12 protein-coding genes are annotated in these 14,057 nt (G+C 58.6%); all 12 read right to left on the bottom strand.

The window, feature by feature from the left end; translation table 11 throughout:
* Positions 1-48: 48 nt before the first annotated feature.
* Positions 49-1,461: a UDP-N-acetylmuramate--L-alanine ligase gene (murC, locus tag VFA76_01790; protein ID HZR30571.1), complete on the bottom strand. Its 1,413-nt coding sequence runs from the start codon at positions 1,459-1,461 to the stop codon at positions 49-51.
* Between the two features lies 1 nt (position 1,462).
* A complete protein-coding gene (murG, locus tag VFA76_01795; GenBank protein ID HZR30572.1) occupies positions 1,463-2,542 on the bottom strand; it encodes an undecaprenyldiphospho-muramoylpentapeptide beta-N-acetylglucosaminyltransferase in 1,080 nt (359 codons plus the stop codon).
* A gap of 3 nt (positions 2,543-2,545) precedes the next feature.
* Positions 2,546-3,640 carry a putative lipid II flippase FtsW gene (gene ftsW, locus VFA76_01800; GenBank protein ID HZR30573.1) on the bottom strand — a complete coding sequence of 365 codons (1,095 nt, stop codon included), beginning with the start codon at positions 3,638-3,640 and terminating at the stop codon, positions 2,546-2,548.
* Positions 3,641-3,652: 12 nt separating this feature from the next.
* The gene (gene murD, locus VFA76_01805; protein HZR30574.1) at positions 3,653-5,029 is read right to left on the bottom strand and encodes a UDP-N-acetylmuramoyl-L-alanine--D-glutamate ligase; all 1,377 of its coding nucleotides are present in this window, start codon (positions 5,027-5,029) and stop codon (positions 3,653-3,655) included.
* Between the two features lie 21 nt (positions 5,030-5,050).
* Positions 5,051-6,184 (bottom strand): phospho-N-acetylmuramoyl-pentapeptide-transferase, encoded by a 1,134-nt coding sequence (gene mraY, locus VFA76_01810; GenBank protein HZR30575.1) that lies wholly within the window; start codon positions 6,182-6,184, stop codon positions 5,051-5,053.
* A gap of 25 nt (positions 6,185-6,209) precedes the next feature.
* Positions 6,210-7,619, bottom strand: coding sequence for a UDP-N-acetylmuramoyl-tripeptide--D-alanyl-D-alanine ligase (gene murF / locus VFA76_01815; protein ID HZR30576.1), 1,410 nt, complete (start codon positions 7,617-7,619; stop codon positions 6,210-6,212).
* Entirely contained in the window at positions 7,616-9,142 is a 1,527-nt protein-coding gene (locus tag VFA76_01820) for a UDP-N-acetylmuramoyl-L-alanyl-D-glutamate--2,6-diaminopimelate ligase (GenBank protein ID HZR30577.1), read from the bottom strand. Before VFA76_01820 ends, murF begins: the two co-directional genes overlap by 4 nt.
* A 33-nt stretch (positions 9,143-9,175) precedes the next feature.
* A complete protein-coding gene (locus tag VFA76_01825; GenBank protein HZR30578.1) occupies positions 9,176-11,401 on the bottom strand; it encodes a penicillin-binding protein in 2,226 nt (741 codons plus the stop codon).
* A gap of 84 nt (positions 11,402-11,485) precedes the next feature.
* A complete protein-coding gene (locus VFA76_01830) occupies positions 11,486-11,950 on the bottom strand; it encodes a cell division protein FtsL (protein ID HZR30579.1) in 465 nt (154 codons plus the stop codon).
* The gene (locus VFA76_01835) at positions 11,950-12,111 is read right to left on the bottom strand and encodes a hypothetical protein (GenBank protein ID HZR30580.1); all 162 of its coding nucleotides are present in this window, start codon (positions 12,109-12,111) and stop codon (positions 11,950-11,952) included. The genes VFA76_01830 and VFA76_01835 overlap by 1 nt, the downstream gene beginning before the upstream one ends.
* 54 nt (positions 12,112-12,165) lie before the next feature.
* The gene (gene rsmH, locus VFA76_01840) at positions 12,166-13,122 is read right to left on the bottom strand and encodes a 16S rRNA (cytosine(1402)-N(4))-methyltransferase RsmH (protein ID HZR30581.1); all 957 of its coding nucleotides are present in this window, start codon (positions 13,120-13,122) and stop codon (positions 12,166-12,168) included.
* Complete coding sequence (locus VFA76_01845) at positions 13,122-13,562, bottom strand: division/cell wall cluster transcriptional repressor MraZ (protein ID HZR30582.1); 441 nt, start codon at positions 13,560-13,562, stop codon at positions 13,122-13,124. The genes rsmH and VFA76_01845 overlap by 1 nt, the downstream gene beginning before the upstream one ends.
* Positions 13,563-14,057 lie beyond the last annotated feature (495 nt).

Raw genomic sequence — 14,057 nt, forward strand, 5'->3', positions numbered from 1 at the left:
CGTCCAGCTTTCGTGGCTCCGTGTGCGCGTTGGTCCGGAAAAAAGAAACTATGTGGCTTGGACTTTTGCAGTCCCGGCAAGGGCAGTGAGCTGCTCGAGGAGTTGAGGCGCAAGCTGCGAGATGTTACCAGCGCCCATGGTAAGGATGGCATCGCCTTCTTCGGCCACCGAAGCCGCGGCTGATGCGGCTTCCGCAAATGACTCGACGTAGAGCGCTGTTTTACCGGCCCTGACGATGCGCTCCGCCAACGACTGCGCGGTCACGCCGGGGATGGGCTGCTCGCTCGCAGGATAGATGTCCAGAACGAACACGGAGTCCGCATCTCCGAAAGCAGTGGCGAACTGATCCAGCAGAAGTTGAGTGCGGGTATAGCGGTGAGGTTGGAAGACCACGTGGACTCGGCGATATCCGCACTCTCGGGCGGCTGCCAGGGTGGCACGGATCTCCGTAGGGTGGTGACCATAGTCGTCAACAACGCTGATCCCGGCTATCTGTCCGCGCACCTGGAATCTGCGGTCCACCCCCCTGAAATTCTCCAGCGCAGATCGGATCTCATTAACGTTGATGTCCAATCCCACGCCAACCGCAACTGCCGCCGTGGCATTCAGTACGTTGTGTGCCCCGGGAACGTTCAGATGAAACTCCCCGAGTTCCTGTCCGCGATAGATCACCTGAAAGCGGCTGCCCGGCACGGCTGGAGAACTTCCTGATTGCTTGAGCGGCAAAATACGAAAGTCTGAATCGGGCCGGGTGCCGTAGCTCACCGCCCGTCTCTTGAGTTGAGGCAAGAGCGCCCGCAGTTGGGAGTCGTCGTTACACAGCACCACCATCCCGTAAAACGGCACTCGATCCATGAACTCCAGAAAGGTGCGTTTCACGTCCCGCATGTCGCGATAGCAGTCCATGTGCTCGCGGTCAATATTCGTAACCACTGCAAGAATGGGCGATAAAGAGAGGAAGGAACGGTCACTCTCATCGGCTTCGGCCACGAGGTACTGCGATTTTCCCAGGCGCGCGTTGGAGCCCATGGCATCAACCCTGCCGCCAACCACAACCGTGGGATCAAGGCCGCCCGCCGCCAGGACTGCCGCAACCATCGAAGTGGTCGTGGTCTTTCCGTGCATCCCGGCAATGGCAATTCCATACTTCAGCCTCATCAGTTCCGCCAGCATTTCCGCCCGTCGGATGACGGGAATGTGCAGGCGCTGTGCCTCTACGACTTCAGAGTTGTCGGGACGTACGGCGGAACTGGTCACCACCACATCAGCGCCAGCGACATTGCCGACGGAATGCCCCTCAAAGATGGTGGCTCCCAGGCCGGCAAGGCGCTGAGTAACGGGCGATATTCTCAGATCGGAGCCGGAAACTTTGTAGCCGAGGGTCAGCAGCACCTCGGCGATACCGCTCATGCCGATTCCACCAATGCCTACGAAGTGAACGCGTTGGATTTTGGCAAACATTTCACCTATTCGCTACACCTGCCAGCCTTGCCGCGAGGTTCGCAATCTCCGCCGCGGCATCGGGATGAGCTAAACCACGCGCGGCCTCTGCCATTCGACGCAGTCTGGGGCGATCCAGCAATAGCGCCCTGATCTCGTCAAGTAAACGCTCACCCGTCAACTCATTTTCGGTAATCAGCGCCGCCGCACCGGCGCTTGCCAAAGCCTCCGCATTCCGCCTTTGGTGGTCATCGGCGGCACGTGGAAAGGGAACGAAAACGGCAGTCCGGCCCGCCGCAGTCACCTCCGCTACCGTGCTCGCCCCCGAGCGGCAGACCAACAGATCGGCGCGGGCAAATGCCCCTGGCATATCTTCTATAAAAGGATGTACCTCAGCCGAAATGCCGGAACGAAGATACGCTGCTTGCGCCTGATTATAGTCACGCTCCCCGGTCTGATGAATGATGTAAATCTCCGGCAGCCGCGCTTTGAAACTACTTAGCGATTCCACCATCACCCGGTTCAAAGCCGCTGCCCCCTGGCTGCCTCCAAAGACCAGCAAAGTAGGCCTGCCGTGGGGTACGGCCGCGACCGGGGGAATGGGGAAGAATTCTCGCCGCACCGGAACCCCGGTCACTACTGCGCGACGAAAAAAACGGGAGGTCTCTTCAAAGTGCACCGCCGCCATGGTCACTATCGGGGCCACAACCTTATTAGCAAAGCCGGGAACGAAGTTAGGCTCGAACGCTAGTGTGGGCACATCCCGCAGAGCGGCTGCCAGCATGGCTGGACCGGACGCATAACCACCCACGCCAATGACCACATCCGGTCGAAAGTGACTCAGCATATGGCCCGAATCAAGAATCGCCCGCGGCAAATTGAATAAGGTCTTTAGCCGAGTGGCCAGGCTGACGCTCTTCAGGCCTCCCACTTCGATCAGCTCCAGTTGAAATCCTGCAGCCGGTACCAGACGGGTCTCGATGCCCCGCCCCGTGCCGATGAACAGCACTTCGGCGTCAAATCGCTCCTGAAGTTCACGGGCTATGGCCAGGGCCGGTATGACGTGCCCACCCGTCCCGCCGCCCGCCAGGATCGCGCGCATGGGCTAATCCGTTTGCTGCGTGATGTTGAGCAAGACTCCGACGCAGGCCAAGGTGACGAAAAGCGAAGTTCCCCCATAGGAGATGAAGGGCAGCGGTATGCCTTTGGTGGGTAACAGCCCTAGCACCACGCTGATGTTGAAAAGGGCCTGCAACACCACCATGCTGGTTATGCCAGTGGCGAGAAAGCGACCGAAACTGTCGTCCGTGAGTACAGCAGCACGAATCCCCCGGTATAGGAACGCCGCAAACAAACTGACCACGATGACCGCACCCACCAACCCGACCTCCTCCGCCGTGACCGCAAAAATGAAATCAGTGTGCGGCTCAGGAAGGTAGAAGAGCTTTTCTTTGCCTTCCATCAATCCCATACCGGTGACGCCGCCCGTGCCCACTGCAATCATGGATTGAATAATATGAAAACCGCGGCCCTGCGGATCGGCGTAAGGATTTAAGAAGGCTAGGATTCGCTCGTAGCGCCAGCTCACCCGGAAAATCAGCATATACAGCGGCAGCACCGAGGCGGCCAGCCCGTATCCGAAGTAGCGCAACCGCATTCCCGCTACATAAAGGATGGTGGCAGTGATGCCGGCGCACGCGATGGCTGTTCCCAGATCTGGCTCCTTCACGATCAAGCCAAGGAAGGCCAGGGTGGGGACGATGGCTGGAATGAGGGTGTTGCGCACATCGTCCATGAGCTTGGTCCGGGTCTCAAGGAAATAGGCGAGAAACAGGATGAGTGTCGGCTTCGCAAGCTCCGAAGGCTGCAGCGAAAACCATCCCCCAAAACGAATCCAGCGGTGGGTGTTGTGCGAACGGTCCAGGAAGAAGACTGAAATCAGCAGCAGCGTTGTGATACCCAGCGCCGAAAACACCACCGCCGGTTGCTTATAGCGGCGATAGTCAATCTTCATGGCGGCAAACATTGCGATCAGCCCCGCCACTGCCCAAGCGATCTGCTTGATCAAAAAAGTGTACGGCGAGCCGTAACGGTCTTTCGCCAGCACGGCGGAGGCACTGAAGACCATCACCAGGCCGATAAATACCAGCAGCAAGGTGACGGTGAATAAAGGTCTATCTACGCTGACTCTCTTGGCCATGCTTCTCCCGGATCAGGCTGCTCCTTCTCCGCCTGCCTGCTCAGCTAATGTCTGCACCGCGTGCTTGAATACCCGTCCCCGGTGCTCGTAATTCTCAAACTGGTCGAAGCTGGCACAGGCCGGCGCTAAAAGCACAATGTCCCCCGTTGAGGCTGTGCTCGCCGCACGCCGCACCGCGGACTCCAGTGTGCCCGCGCGCAGCACTTCTGCGGCCTGCGAGATTTGACCCTCGATTTTTTCAGCCGCTGCTCCAATGGTGTAGACCCGCTTCACCCGTTTGCGCAATAACTCATTCAGCACCGTGTAGTCGCTACCTTTATCCTTGCCCCCCAAAATCAGGTGGATATTGGCCGGGAACGCCTCCAGCGCCTTGATGGTGGCATCCACATTTGTGGCTTTGGAATCGTTGTAGTACTCGACGCCGCGCACCGTGGCCACATATTCCAGGCGGTGCTCGACGGCCTTGAACTCCTGCACTGCGCGACGGATGCTCTGCGGCTGCGAGTGCGCCAGCATGCCCACGCAGACCGCCGCCAGCACGTTCTCCAGATTGTGCGTCCCCTTCAGCGTGATCTCGCTGAGCGGCATGATTTCGCGGGTGGAGGCCTCGTTCCTGTAAGCAATCTTGCCGGCTTTGACGAACGCACCCCGTTCTACTTCCCTTTTCCGGCTGAACCAGATTTTCTGCCCAGGGGTGCGCTCCGCAAGCCCCGCCGAAGTCGGATCATCAGCATTGAGCACCGTGAAGTCGCCGGGCGTCTGGTTCTCAAAAATCCGCGCTTTGGCATCCACGTAAGCTTGGAAATTGCTGTGACGGTCGAGATGATCGGGAGTGATGTTGAGCACCACGCAGATCTTTGGGTGAAAGCTATCAATCGTCTCCAACTGAAAGCTGGAGACCTCCAGAACTACCCAACTGTCCGACGTGGATTCCTCCACCATGGAGATAGCGGGAGTTCCGATGTTGCCGCCCACCAGAGCCTTGATGCCACCCGTCGAAATCACCTCGCCGGTGAGTGCTGTGGTGGTAGTTTTGCCGTTTGAACCGGTGATGGCGACGATCTTGCCTTTCAGGAATCGCGCCGCCAGCTCGATTTCCCCAATCACCGGAATTCCCAGCTGCCGTGCCTGCGCCAATTGCGGTACGTTCACCGGCACCCCTGGGCTAACCACGATCAAATCTTGAGTACGAAATGTACGCTCGCCGTGGCCGCCAGTCTCGACGGTAATACCCTGGTCGAGCAACCGGGGAATCTCACTGCGTAGCTGGTCCTCACTTTTGGAATCGGAGACAGTCACCCGCGCTCCACGGGCGTGCAGAAAGAGCGCCGAGGCTACGCCTGACTTCCCCAGCCCGACTACCAGTACGCGTTTGCCTTTAAGGTCCACGATTGGCGACGTTTCCGCGTTCTAACGCAACTTCAAGGTGGTTAAAGCAAACAGTGCAAATACCAGCGAGGCAATCCAGAAGCGCACAATTATTTTTGACTCCGACCAACCCAGCAGTTCGAAGTGGTGGTGCAGGGGCGCCATTTTGAAGATTCGCTTTTTACGCAGCTTGTACGAAGCCACCTGCAAGATCACCGAGATCGCCTCGATCACAAATATTCCGCCGATAAAGGGCAGAAGGAGTTCCTGCTTGATGGTGACGGCCACCGTACCTATCGCGCCACCGAGCGCGAGGGAGCCCACGTCTCCCATGAAGATCTCAGCGGGGTGCGCGTTATACCAAAGGAAACCGATGGCGGAGCCGACCATCGCTCCGCAAAAGATAGTCAACTCGCCGACCTGGGGCATGCGCTGCAATTCGAGATAGCTGGAGAAGGTCGCGTGCCCGCTCACATAGGTAAGCACCGCCAGCGCGCTGGCAGCAATGATGGTGCAGCCGATAGCCAGGCCGTCCAGACCGTCGGTGAGATTCACCGCGTTGCTGGCGCCCACAATCACAACCACTACAAAACCAATGAACGGCAGAAAAGCCAGCGGCCAGATGTGAGGTGAACCCAGCAGCCGGTGGATCACCAGGTCCGGCCGAAAGGTCTTATCGAACGGCATGATCAGATGCGTCGAGTAGAGTCCCTGGGTCTGAAAGGCGATCAGCGCTACTGCGATCAGAATGCTGGTGCTGATCTGCAAAAGCAGCTTGGTGCGCCCGGTGAGGCCAAGATTGCGATGGTGAATCGTTTTCAGATAATCGTCGGCGAATCCAATGCTGGCGAACGCGATCGTGGAAATCACCGCCAGCCATATGAACTTGTTGCTGAGGTCAGCCCAGAGCAAGGTCGGCACCACGATGGCGATCGCGATCAGCACTCCGCCCATGGTGGGCGTTCCCGCTTTTTTCTGGTGAGCTTGTGGGCCCTCTTCGCGGATGTACTGGCCAATCTGGAATTCACGCAGCCGTTTGATCACAAATGGCCCGATCACTAACGCCGTGAACAGCGCGGTCAGGCTGGCAAAGGCCGTGCGGAAGGTAAGGAATCGGAATATGCGGAAGGGCGAAAAGTAATGAAACAGCTTTAAATACAAAAGCCAATAAAGCAATCTGCCTCCCCGTTCCGACTTTGTTCTAGTGCCTGACCGCGACTGCCTGGCCCGGTTTCTGCTGCAACTGTGTTTGCCAGCGCTCTAGCGCTCGCTCCAGCCGCACCCCGCGTGATGCCTTCAGGAGCACGGCATCGCCGATTTTCACTTCACGTGAGAGCCAGTCTCCCGCCTGTTCCGGCGTGGCAAAAAACTCCGCGGCGACTCCGGCTTCTTTTGCACCCTCGACAATCTCGCGTGCCGTGCCGCGCACTCCGATAACTACATCGATCTTTCGCTGTGCCATCTGTGCGCCGCACGCGCGATGCAATTCGGCGGCAGCCGGGCCGAGTTCGAGCATTTCCCCAGCGATGACAATACGGCGTTTGGCCTTCATGGCCGCCAGCGCTTCCACCATTGCATCCAGAGCTTTTGGATTTGAATTGTAGCAATCGTTGATTACGGTTGCGCCAGCTAGTTTGATGATCTCGCCGCGCTTGTCCGCGGGAGTCAGAGTGGCGAGGGAACCTGCCGCATCGGTTAACGTAATCCCGTTCTCCATCGCCACGGCAACTGCGGCCAGCGCGTTGTAGACATTATGGCGCCCGATCAATGGAAGAGTGGCGCTCTGCCGGCTTCCTCCAACCACAATCTCGAAGTTGGATCCCCCCGCGCCAAGCTCTTCGATCTTCTCCGCTCGCACTTTGGCGGATGCACCCAGGCCAAAGGTCATTACTTTGCCTCTAAATCCCTCCCCAAAGTGTGAGACGTACGCATCGTCCGCGTTCAAGACTGCTGTGCCATTCGCGGGCAAAGCCTCGATGAGCTCTCTCTTAGCCGCAGCTATCTCCGCCAACGACTTGAAGAACTCCAGGTGCACAGGCGCTACTGCTGTCACAACACCGATGCCGGGCTCTGCAATCGCTGCCAAGGCGCGTATTTCGCCAGCGTGCGACATTCCCATCTCGATCACCGCAATATCGTGCTCTGGTTCGAGCCTCAGCAACATCAGCGGGAGTCCGAACTGATTGTTTAAATTCCCCTCCGATTTCAGGACCTTGAATCGCAAGCCCAACAAATGCGCAATCGCCTCTTTGGTGGTAGTTTTTCCTACGGAGCCAGTCACGCCGACAACTTTCTTGCCCCACATCCTGCGCACTTCGCGTGCCAGTGTCTGCAAGGAATCCAGGGTGTCTTGAACCGGAATCAATTTTGCGTTTTTGCCGGGATACCTAGCCGCCTGATCGGCACGGACCACCGCCGCCGTCGCTCCTTTATCAAGCGCCTGCTCTACAAAATCGTGCCCGTCCAGGTGTTCCCCTTTTACGGCGAAGAACAGCTCCCCGGGACGGACGGTACGCGAATCAATCGAATATCCCGTCGCCAACGCGCCACGATTAATCGCGGCTGTATTCGAAGAGAGTAGCTGAGCGATGCGGCCCAGAGGGAGCTTCAAGATTTGCTCCCCACGGGATCAACAGATGGCGCGGAATCCGCGCCATACCCGAGCGACGCCAGCACTTCGCGCGCGACCTGCACGTCGTCGAAAGGTAGCGTCCCGCTTTTGGTGACCTGCACCTTTTCGTGACCTTTGCCGGCCAGAAGCACGATGTCGCCCGGTTGGGCCTCTTGAATGGCGAGCGCGATGGCCTTACGGCGGTCTGGCTGGGTCGCGTAGCGAGTTCTGGTGCGCTGCAGTCCGGTCAGCGCGTCATTGATGATGGCCAGCGGGTCCTCACTGCGAGGGTTATCCGAAGTAAGCACCACGAAATCGCTGCCCTTTCCCGCAGCTTCGCCCATCAGCGGGCGCTTGGCACGATCGCGGTCGCCGCCGCAGCCGAACAGCGTAATCACCCTGCCTTTTCTGGTGTGAGCGAGAAGTTCACGCGCCAGTGCCGTCAAGTTGCGCAAAGCGTCATCAGTATGTGCGTAGTCCACTACAACGGTGAAAGCCTGACCGGCGTCCACTCGCTCAAAACGGCCGGGCACCCGGGTCAGCGACGCAATGCCCTGCGCAATGGCATCACGTTTGCACCCTCGCGCATATCCCGCCGCAGATGCAGCAAGCACGTTGTAAACGTTGACTCTTCCGATCAGTGGAGAAAAGAGTCCCATGTCGCCCTCGGGCGTGACTAGCCTAAAACGGGTGCCCCGCTGAGTGATGTCCAGATCTCGTGCCTTAAAGTCTCCATGACCGATACCGTAAGTCAGCACTTGAGAGCCATGCTGTTTGGAAAACTTCACGAGTTTCGCGCCGTACTCGTCATCCATGTTCAACACGGCCACACGCGGCGGCTCTGTACCGCTTCCCTCAAACAGCTTGCGCTTGGCCGCGAAATAGGCCTCGAAGGTGAGGTGGTAATCGAGATGATCGCGCGTGAGGTTCGTGAAAACGGCCGCGTCGAAGGGAATACCGAATACGCGCTCCTGAGCCAGAGCGTGTGAGGAGACCTCCATCACGGCCTCGGTGGCGCCCGCCTGCAGGGCTTCCGAGAACAGCCGGTTCAGTTCCAGCGATTCTGGCGTGGTATGGGGAGCAGGCAGAACTTTTCCGGCCACATGATATTCAATGGTCCCCACCAACATGCTGCGCCTGCCGGCGGCGCGAAAGATGGATTCGACCAGGAACGTGGTCGTGCTCTTGCCATTGGTGCCGGTTACGCCGGTCACCGCCAATTTTTCTGCCGGCCGATTGTAAAAATTCGCGCTGATGCGCGCCAGCGCGCGTCGGCCATGGGAAACTCGCGCCCAGGCGACTCCTGGTGGCGGCGAGAAATTCTGTGCATCGCTGACCACGGCAACCGCTCCCGCGGCCACAGCGGCATCAATGAAGCGATTCCCGTCGTTGGTTTCCCCGCGAATGGCAACGAACAAACATCCCGGACTCAGACGGCGGGAGTCGTATTCCACAGCCGTGACCTCCGCATCGCCGGATAGCGACACGACCTCCGCGCCACTCAGAACATCTTGGAAGGTCATTGATTACCGCAATTATAAAGGGATACCCAATGCCTATCGTTCGAAGCGTACCGCCACGTGCGATCCGGCGGCCACGTGACTTCCCGCTGCCGGAGACTGCTCGCGCGCGATGCCGCTCCCCATGGCGTCAACTTCTACTCCACTGCTTTGCGCTGTCTCGATCACCGCTCGCAGCGGTTTGCCAATAAAAGATGGCACAACGATGCCGCCCTGCTCCACGTCCAACACGACCGTGCCCCGTGTGGGCAGGGAATCCGCGCGCTGCGAGGCGGCGAACGCGGCAGAGGGCGTCATTGCGGCCGCCGCGGTGGCGATCGGTATGCTTTCGCGCGCGGCCACCGGGGTGGGTTCTAATAACCCGGCCTCCGGCTTGGGTTCCGGTGGGGTGTCCGCCGACTTTGAACGTTGTGTCGCGGCCCGGGCATCAACGCGGGCTTGCGCGCCAACTTCAGCAGGTGGGGAAGGCAATTCCAGGGGAGCGCCCAGACGATCAGGAGAACTCTCGGCAACATCCTCGTCCTTTACAGCCCGGTTGGCCAGCAGCAACTGTCGTTGTTTGGGGAGGTCCACGTCGTGCGGCACATTCAAGTAGGCCAGCGTCTGTTGCGCGATGCGCTGAAAGACAGGGCCGGCAACTTCTCCTCCATGGTGGGGTCCAACCGGCGAATCCAGAATCACCAGGACTGTGATCGCCGGATTATTGACCGGTGCAAATCCTCCGAATGAAGCAATGTACTTACTGCGCGAGTATGTTCCAGTAGCGGGATCAACCTTCTGCGCCGTTCCGCTCTTGCCCGCCGCGCTATAGCCCTCCAAAGTGGCTTTGCGTCCAGTGCCGAACAGCACCACCCCTTCCATCATGGACTTCATCTGTGCCGCGGTAAGCGGCGCCACCACTCGCCTTTCCATGGCGGGATGGAAAGCGATCGTCTGCGGCGTACTGCCCGGCTCAGTGGTCGCGGCTACAATCCGCGGCGCCACCCAGACTCCATCATTGCCTATGCTGGAGATCATGGCTGCCAGCTGTAGTGGCGAAACTCCGATCTCCTGTCCCATGGAAATTGCCCCGATCGAAACCTTCGTCCAGCGGCTCACCGGCTTGGTAAGGCCGCGGGTCTCGCCCGGCAGTTCAATCCCGGTTTGCTGGCCGAATCCAAAACCACGAATGTAGTTGTAGAGGCGGTCGTCTCCTAATCGCAGAGCAATCTTGATAGCGCCGACATCGCTCGAGTGCGCCAGCACCTCTGAAACTTTCAGGGCGCCAAAGCGCTTCCAGTCGTGGATTCGACGGCCACCCACAACAATGGAGCCCATCTGGCAATCAACTACTTCATTCGGATTCGTCAGCTTCTGGTCCAGGGCGGCAGAAAGGGTCACTACTTTGAATGTCGAACCCGGTTCGTAGACATCGCTAACGGCATGGTTCTTCAGCGCCTCCGGCCTGATACCCTTGGACCAATTGGGATTGAATGTCGGGCGGTTCACCAGCGCCAGAATTTCCCCGGTGCGCGGGTTCTCAACCACCACCGTGCCGGAAGCAGCGTGAGTCTGCTGCATGGCCGCATACAGCTCGCGCTCAGCAATGTACTGAATTGCCTCGTCCACCGTGAGGACGACATTTTCGCCAGGCTCAGGCTGGCGCTCCGCCCGTCCGAACCATCGCCGGTGGGCATCCACCGAAATCAGCATCTGTCCCGGGCGGCCCTGCAGCCGTTCCTGGTAAGCACGCTCTATCCCGCTCAAACCCTCGTCATCCATGCCGACGTATCCCAGCACCTGGGCAGCAAGCTCACGTTTGGGGTAGAAACGCTTAGATTCTTTTTGGAAATAGATGCCGCGCAAATTCAGCGCGCGGAGACGGTCACTGGTCTGGGCGTCAACCTTGCGGGCCACCCAGCAGAACGTTCGAGCGGCGCGGAACCTGGCGCGCAGTTCAATGGGATCAGCTTTAAGTACTCGGGCCAGCAGGTGGGCGGTGTTGTCAGGATCGGGAATTTCGCTCGGCACCGCAAAGACGGAGTCCACGGATATGGACATCGCCAGCTCATTGCCATGACGGTCATAGATGATGCCGCGCGCCGGGGCCACATCAATGGTGCGCTGCTGCTGGCGTTGCGCGTGCTGGACAAACTGACCGTAGCGGAAGACTTGCAGGTCAACCAACCGCACGCAAACAATGGCCGCCCATGCCAGGAAGATCGCGCCCAGAATGTAGAGTCGCTTCTGGGTCGCGTCCTTAAGAGAGTTGCTCGCAGCCACGATTGCGCCTCTGTAGCGCCGCCGTCCGGCGGCCGCGACGACCGGCAAGTGCCGGCGGATTATTCATGAATGTTGCGCGCTGAGTTATCGCGCCGGCACTACTGAGAACTGCGAAATGCGGGCCATTTCCGGTGCGCTCGAATCCGGCAACGCCGTGTCCATCATTAATACCTGTCCGGCCTGGGGCGACTGCAGCCCCATGCGCTTCGCCAATGTGTCAATCCGGCCAGGATCGCGCAACGATGCATCCTCAAGTCGCAGCGCGCGGTTCATTTCAACCAAGCCATCGCGCTGCACCTTTAGGGCTTCGATCTTGTAGCCGTATTCGATCGCACTGAAGTGCTGCCAGGCGAAAGTCATCACCAGCAGGAACAGGCAGCAGATTGAACCGAGCATCATCCTTAGCTCTCGGCTGCGCTGCGGGTCGGCCACTTTGACCACTCTCGAGTTATCAATGGGCTTGGTGAAATACACCTCAGGCGTTCCCATCCAGCACGACTTGCGCCGCGCCGGAACTGCTCGTCCCACAGCCAGGGCCGGAGCTGCCATTAGGCCACCCCTGCCAGGCTTGACTCAGGCGTGTAGTCGTTAGCGATGGCGTAGTACGCCGTCTCTGCGGCTTCATCGCCAGGCGTGACTTCAAAATGTGAATGCTCTTCCACTTTTGCGACCGTTGCCATCAGCTGGTCAATCATCGTTCCCGTAAACATCTGCTCACCTCCGACCTACCTACAACCCTTAGTTTCGTGGACAGAGTGTCCGCGTTACACTTTTTCCGCCGCCCGCAACTTTGCACTGCGCGAGCGCGGGTTTGAAGCGATCTCTTCTGCCTTCGGCCTGACCGGTTTCTTTGTCATCGGCCGATAGATGCCTGCGCTACTTCCTTCACGGAACGCGTCTTTCACAATGCGGTCCTCCAGCGAGTGAAAGCTGATAATCACCAGCCGTCCTCCCGGCCTGAGCACCCGGGACGCCGCGCCTTCGGCTAGCAACGCCCGCAGGTCGTCTAATTCGCGGTTTACGAAGATTCGGATTGCCTGGAAAGTGCGCGTCGCGGGATGAATGCCCTTTACGTATTTCATTGGCCGGGCCGCGGCCGAAACCACCTCTGCAAGTTGTGCAGTTGTGCGAATCGGTCGCGACCGGACAATGGCTCTGGCGATTCTCCGCGACCTCCTTTCCTCACCGAATTCGTAAATCAGATCGGCGAGAGTTTTCTCGTCGACGCGATTTACCACTTGTTCGGCGGTCAGCTCTGACTGCGGGTCCATTCGCATGTCGAGCGCTCCTTCCGCCTGAAAACTGAATCCGCGCGCCGCATCTTGCAGTTGCAAGCTGCTCAATCCCAGATCCGCCAGCAGCCCGTCTGCCGAAGCAGGATCGAGCCGCTCTCCAACCTGGGCGAACGAACCCTGCAACAGCATGATCCGCGGCCAGTCCTCTTTCCTTTCTGGGAATGGCTGCAGTCGCTGACGCGCTATCTCCAGCGCTTGCGGATCTTTATCGAGCCCAATCAAATGACCCTGTGCGCCCAGGCGTCTTGCGATTTCGTAACTGTGCCCGCCTGCGCCCACCGTAGCGTCGATATAGGTCCCACCACGCCGGATGGCTAAAAAGTCGATCGCTTCTTTTAAAAGAACCGAAACATGGCCAGGCTTTTCTGGCTTGGCCGTGCCGCCCCGCTGAGGGGCTTCTTCCTGCTCCCCAAAACCTTTGCCCACTAGATGCCCAGTTCGTCGAGGGTCTTCTCATCCTCAGGAGTGAATGGGTTCTCCTTCATCTCCTTGACGAACGCGTCGTTGTTGCGCACATCCAGATAGGTCAGATTGCCCAGCACCGCCACTTCTCCGCGAATCTGCGCTGAGTCCCGTAACACCGTGGGGACCAGCAAGCGCCCCTGAGCATCCATCTCCACTACCTGGCCGTAATAGTTGGTGCGCTCCAAGAACTTCTTTTTTGTGGGATTGAAGGTCGAGAGCCCTGCCAGCTTCTGCTCGATCCGCTCCCACTCCTCGAAGGGATATATCTGGGCACTCTTGCCGTCGAGGCTGGTTATGTAAAATTGCGTTCCGTACTTCTCGTCGATCACCCGCTTGAATTCCGCGGGGACTTTGAGCCGTCCCTTTTCGTCGACGCGAGTTGGGTGATTGCCGCGAAACATGTGTTCTGCCCCGCTTTGGGGCTATCTTTCGGGCGGCTGCAAGTGCGGCCGCAGAGGTCAAAAGCGTCATGAATTCCTGGAGGTTTGGTCGGCTGGGGCTGTTTGGGGTGTCAGCTCTAAATCCCACTGGCGCTCCTGAATTCGTTTACATCGCCCACGACTCACCACCTGAAGACCACTTTCAACCACTTTTGTCCACATCCTACTCCTAAGTTTCTCTCTGTCAACAGGAATTTTTAGGTACCTCTGGCCCTTTTTCCGCCTACATGCTGCTACACGAGTAATTGCGATTTTTCCCAAGGCGACCCCAATGAGGTGGGGTTTACTAGCGTGGTTCAGCTGGGGGCGCTCTCTGGGGGTGGTGATTTTCGAGTTAAACAGGGGATGAGAGCTGCAGTATCCACCTAAGATTCTGGAATCAATAGACTTGCCTGATGGACCCGCTTTTCTAGAGCCCTTGCGGTTGCATTCCGGCGTGTCCAACTGACGATTTTG

The sequence above is a fragment of the Terriglobales bacterium genome, assembly GCA_035651655.1.
Classification (GTDB): domain Bacteria; phylum Acidobacteriota; class Terriglobia; order Terriglobales; family Acidobacteriaceae; genus DASRFG01.

Excerpts from the sequence above, each read along its gene's own strand:
- murC (HZR30571.1), bottom strand. The coding sequence starts at position 1,461 with ATGTTTGCCAAAATCCAACGCGTTCACTTCGTAGGCATTGGTGGAATC.
- murG (HZR30572.1), bottom strand. The coding sequence starts at position 2,542 with ATGCGCGCGATCCTGGCGGGCGGCGGGACGGGTGGGCACGTCATACCG.
- ftsW (HZR30573.1), bottom strand. The coding sequence starts at position 3,640 with ATGGCCAAGAGAGTCAGCGTAGATAGACCTTTATTCACCGTCACCTTG.
- VFA76_01820 (HZR30577.1), bottom strand. The coding sequence starts at position 9,142 with ATGACCTTCCAAGATGTTCTGAGTGGCGCGGAGGTCGTGTCGCTATCC.
- VFA76_01830 (HZR30579.1), bottom strand. The coding sequence starts at position 11,950 with ATGGCAGCTCCGGCCCTGGCTGTGGGACGAGCAGTTCCGGCGCGGCGC.
- VFA76_01835 (HZR30580.1), bottom strand. The coding sequence starts at position 12,111 with ATGTTTACGGGAACGATGATTGACCAGCTGATGGCAACGGTCGCAAAA.
- VFA76_01845 (HZR30582.1), bottom strand. The coding sequence starts at position 13,562 with ATGTTTCGCGGCAATCACCCAACTCGCGTCGACGAAAAGGGACGGCTC.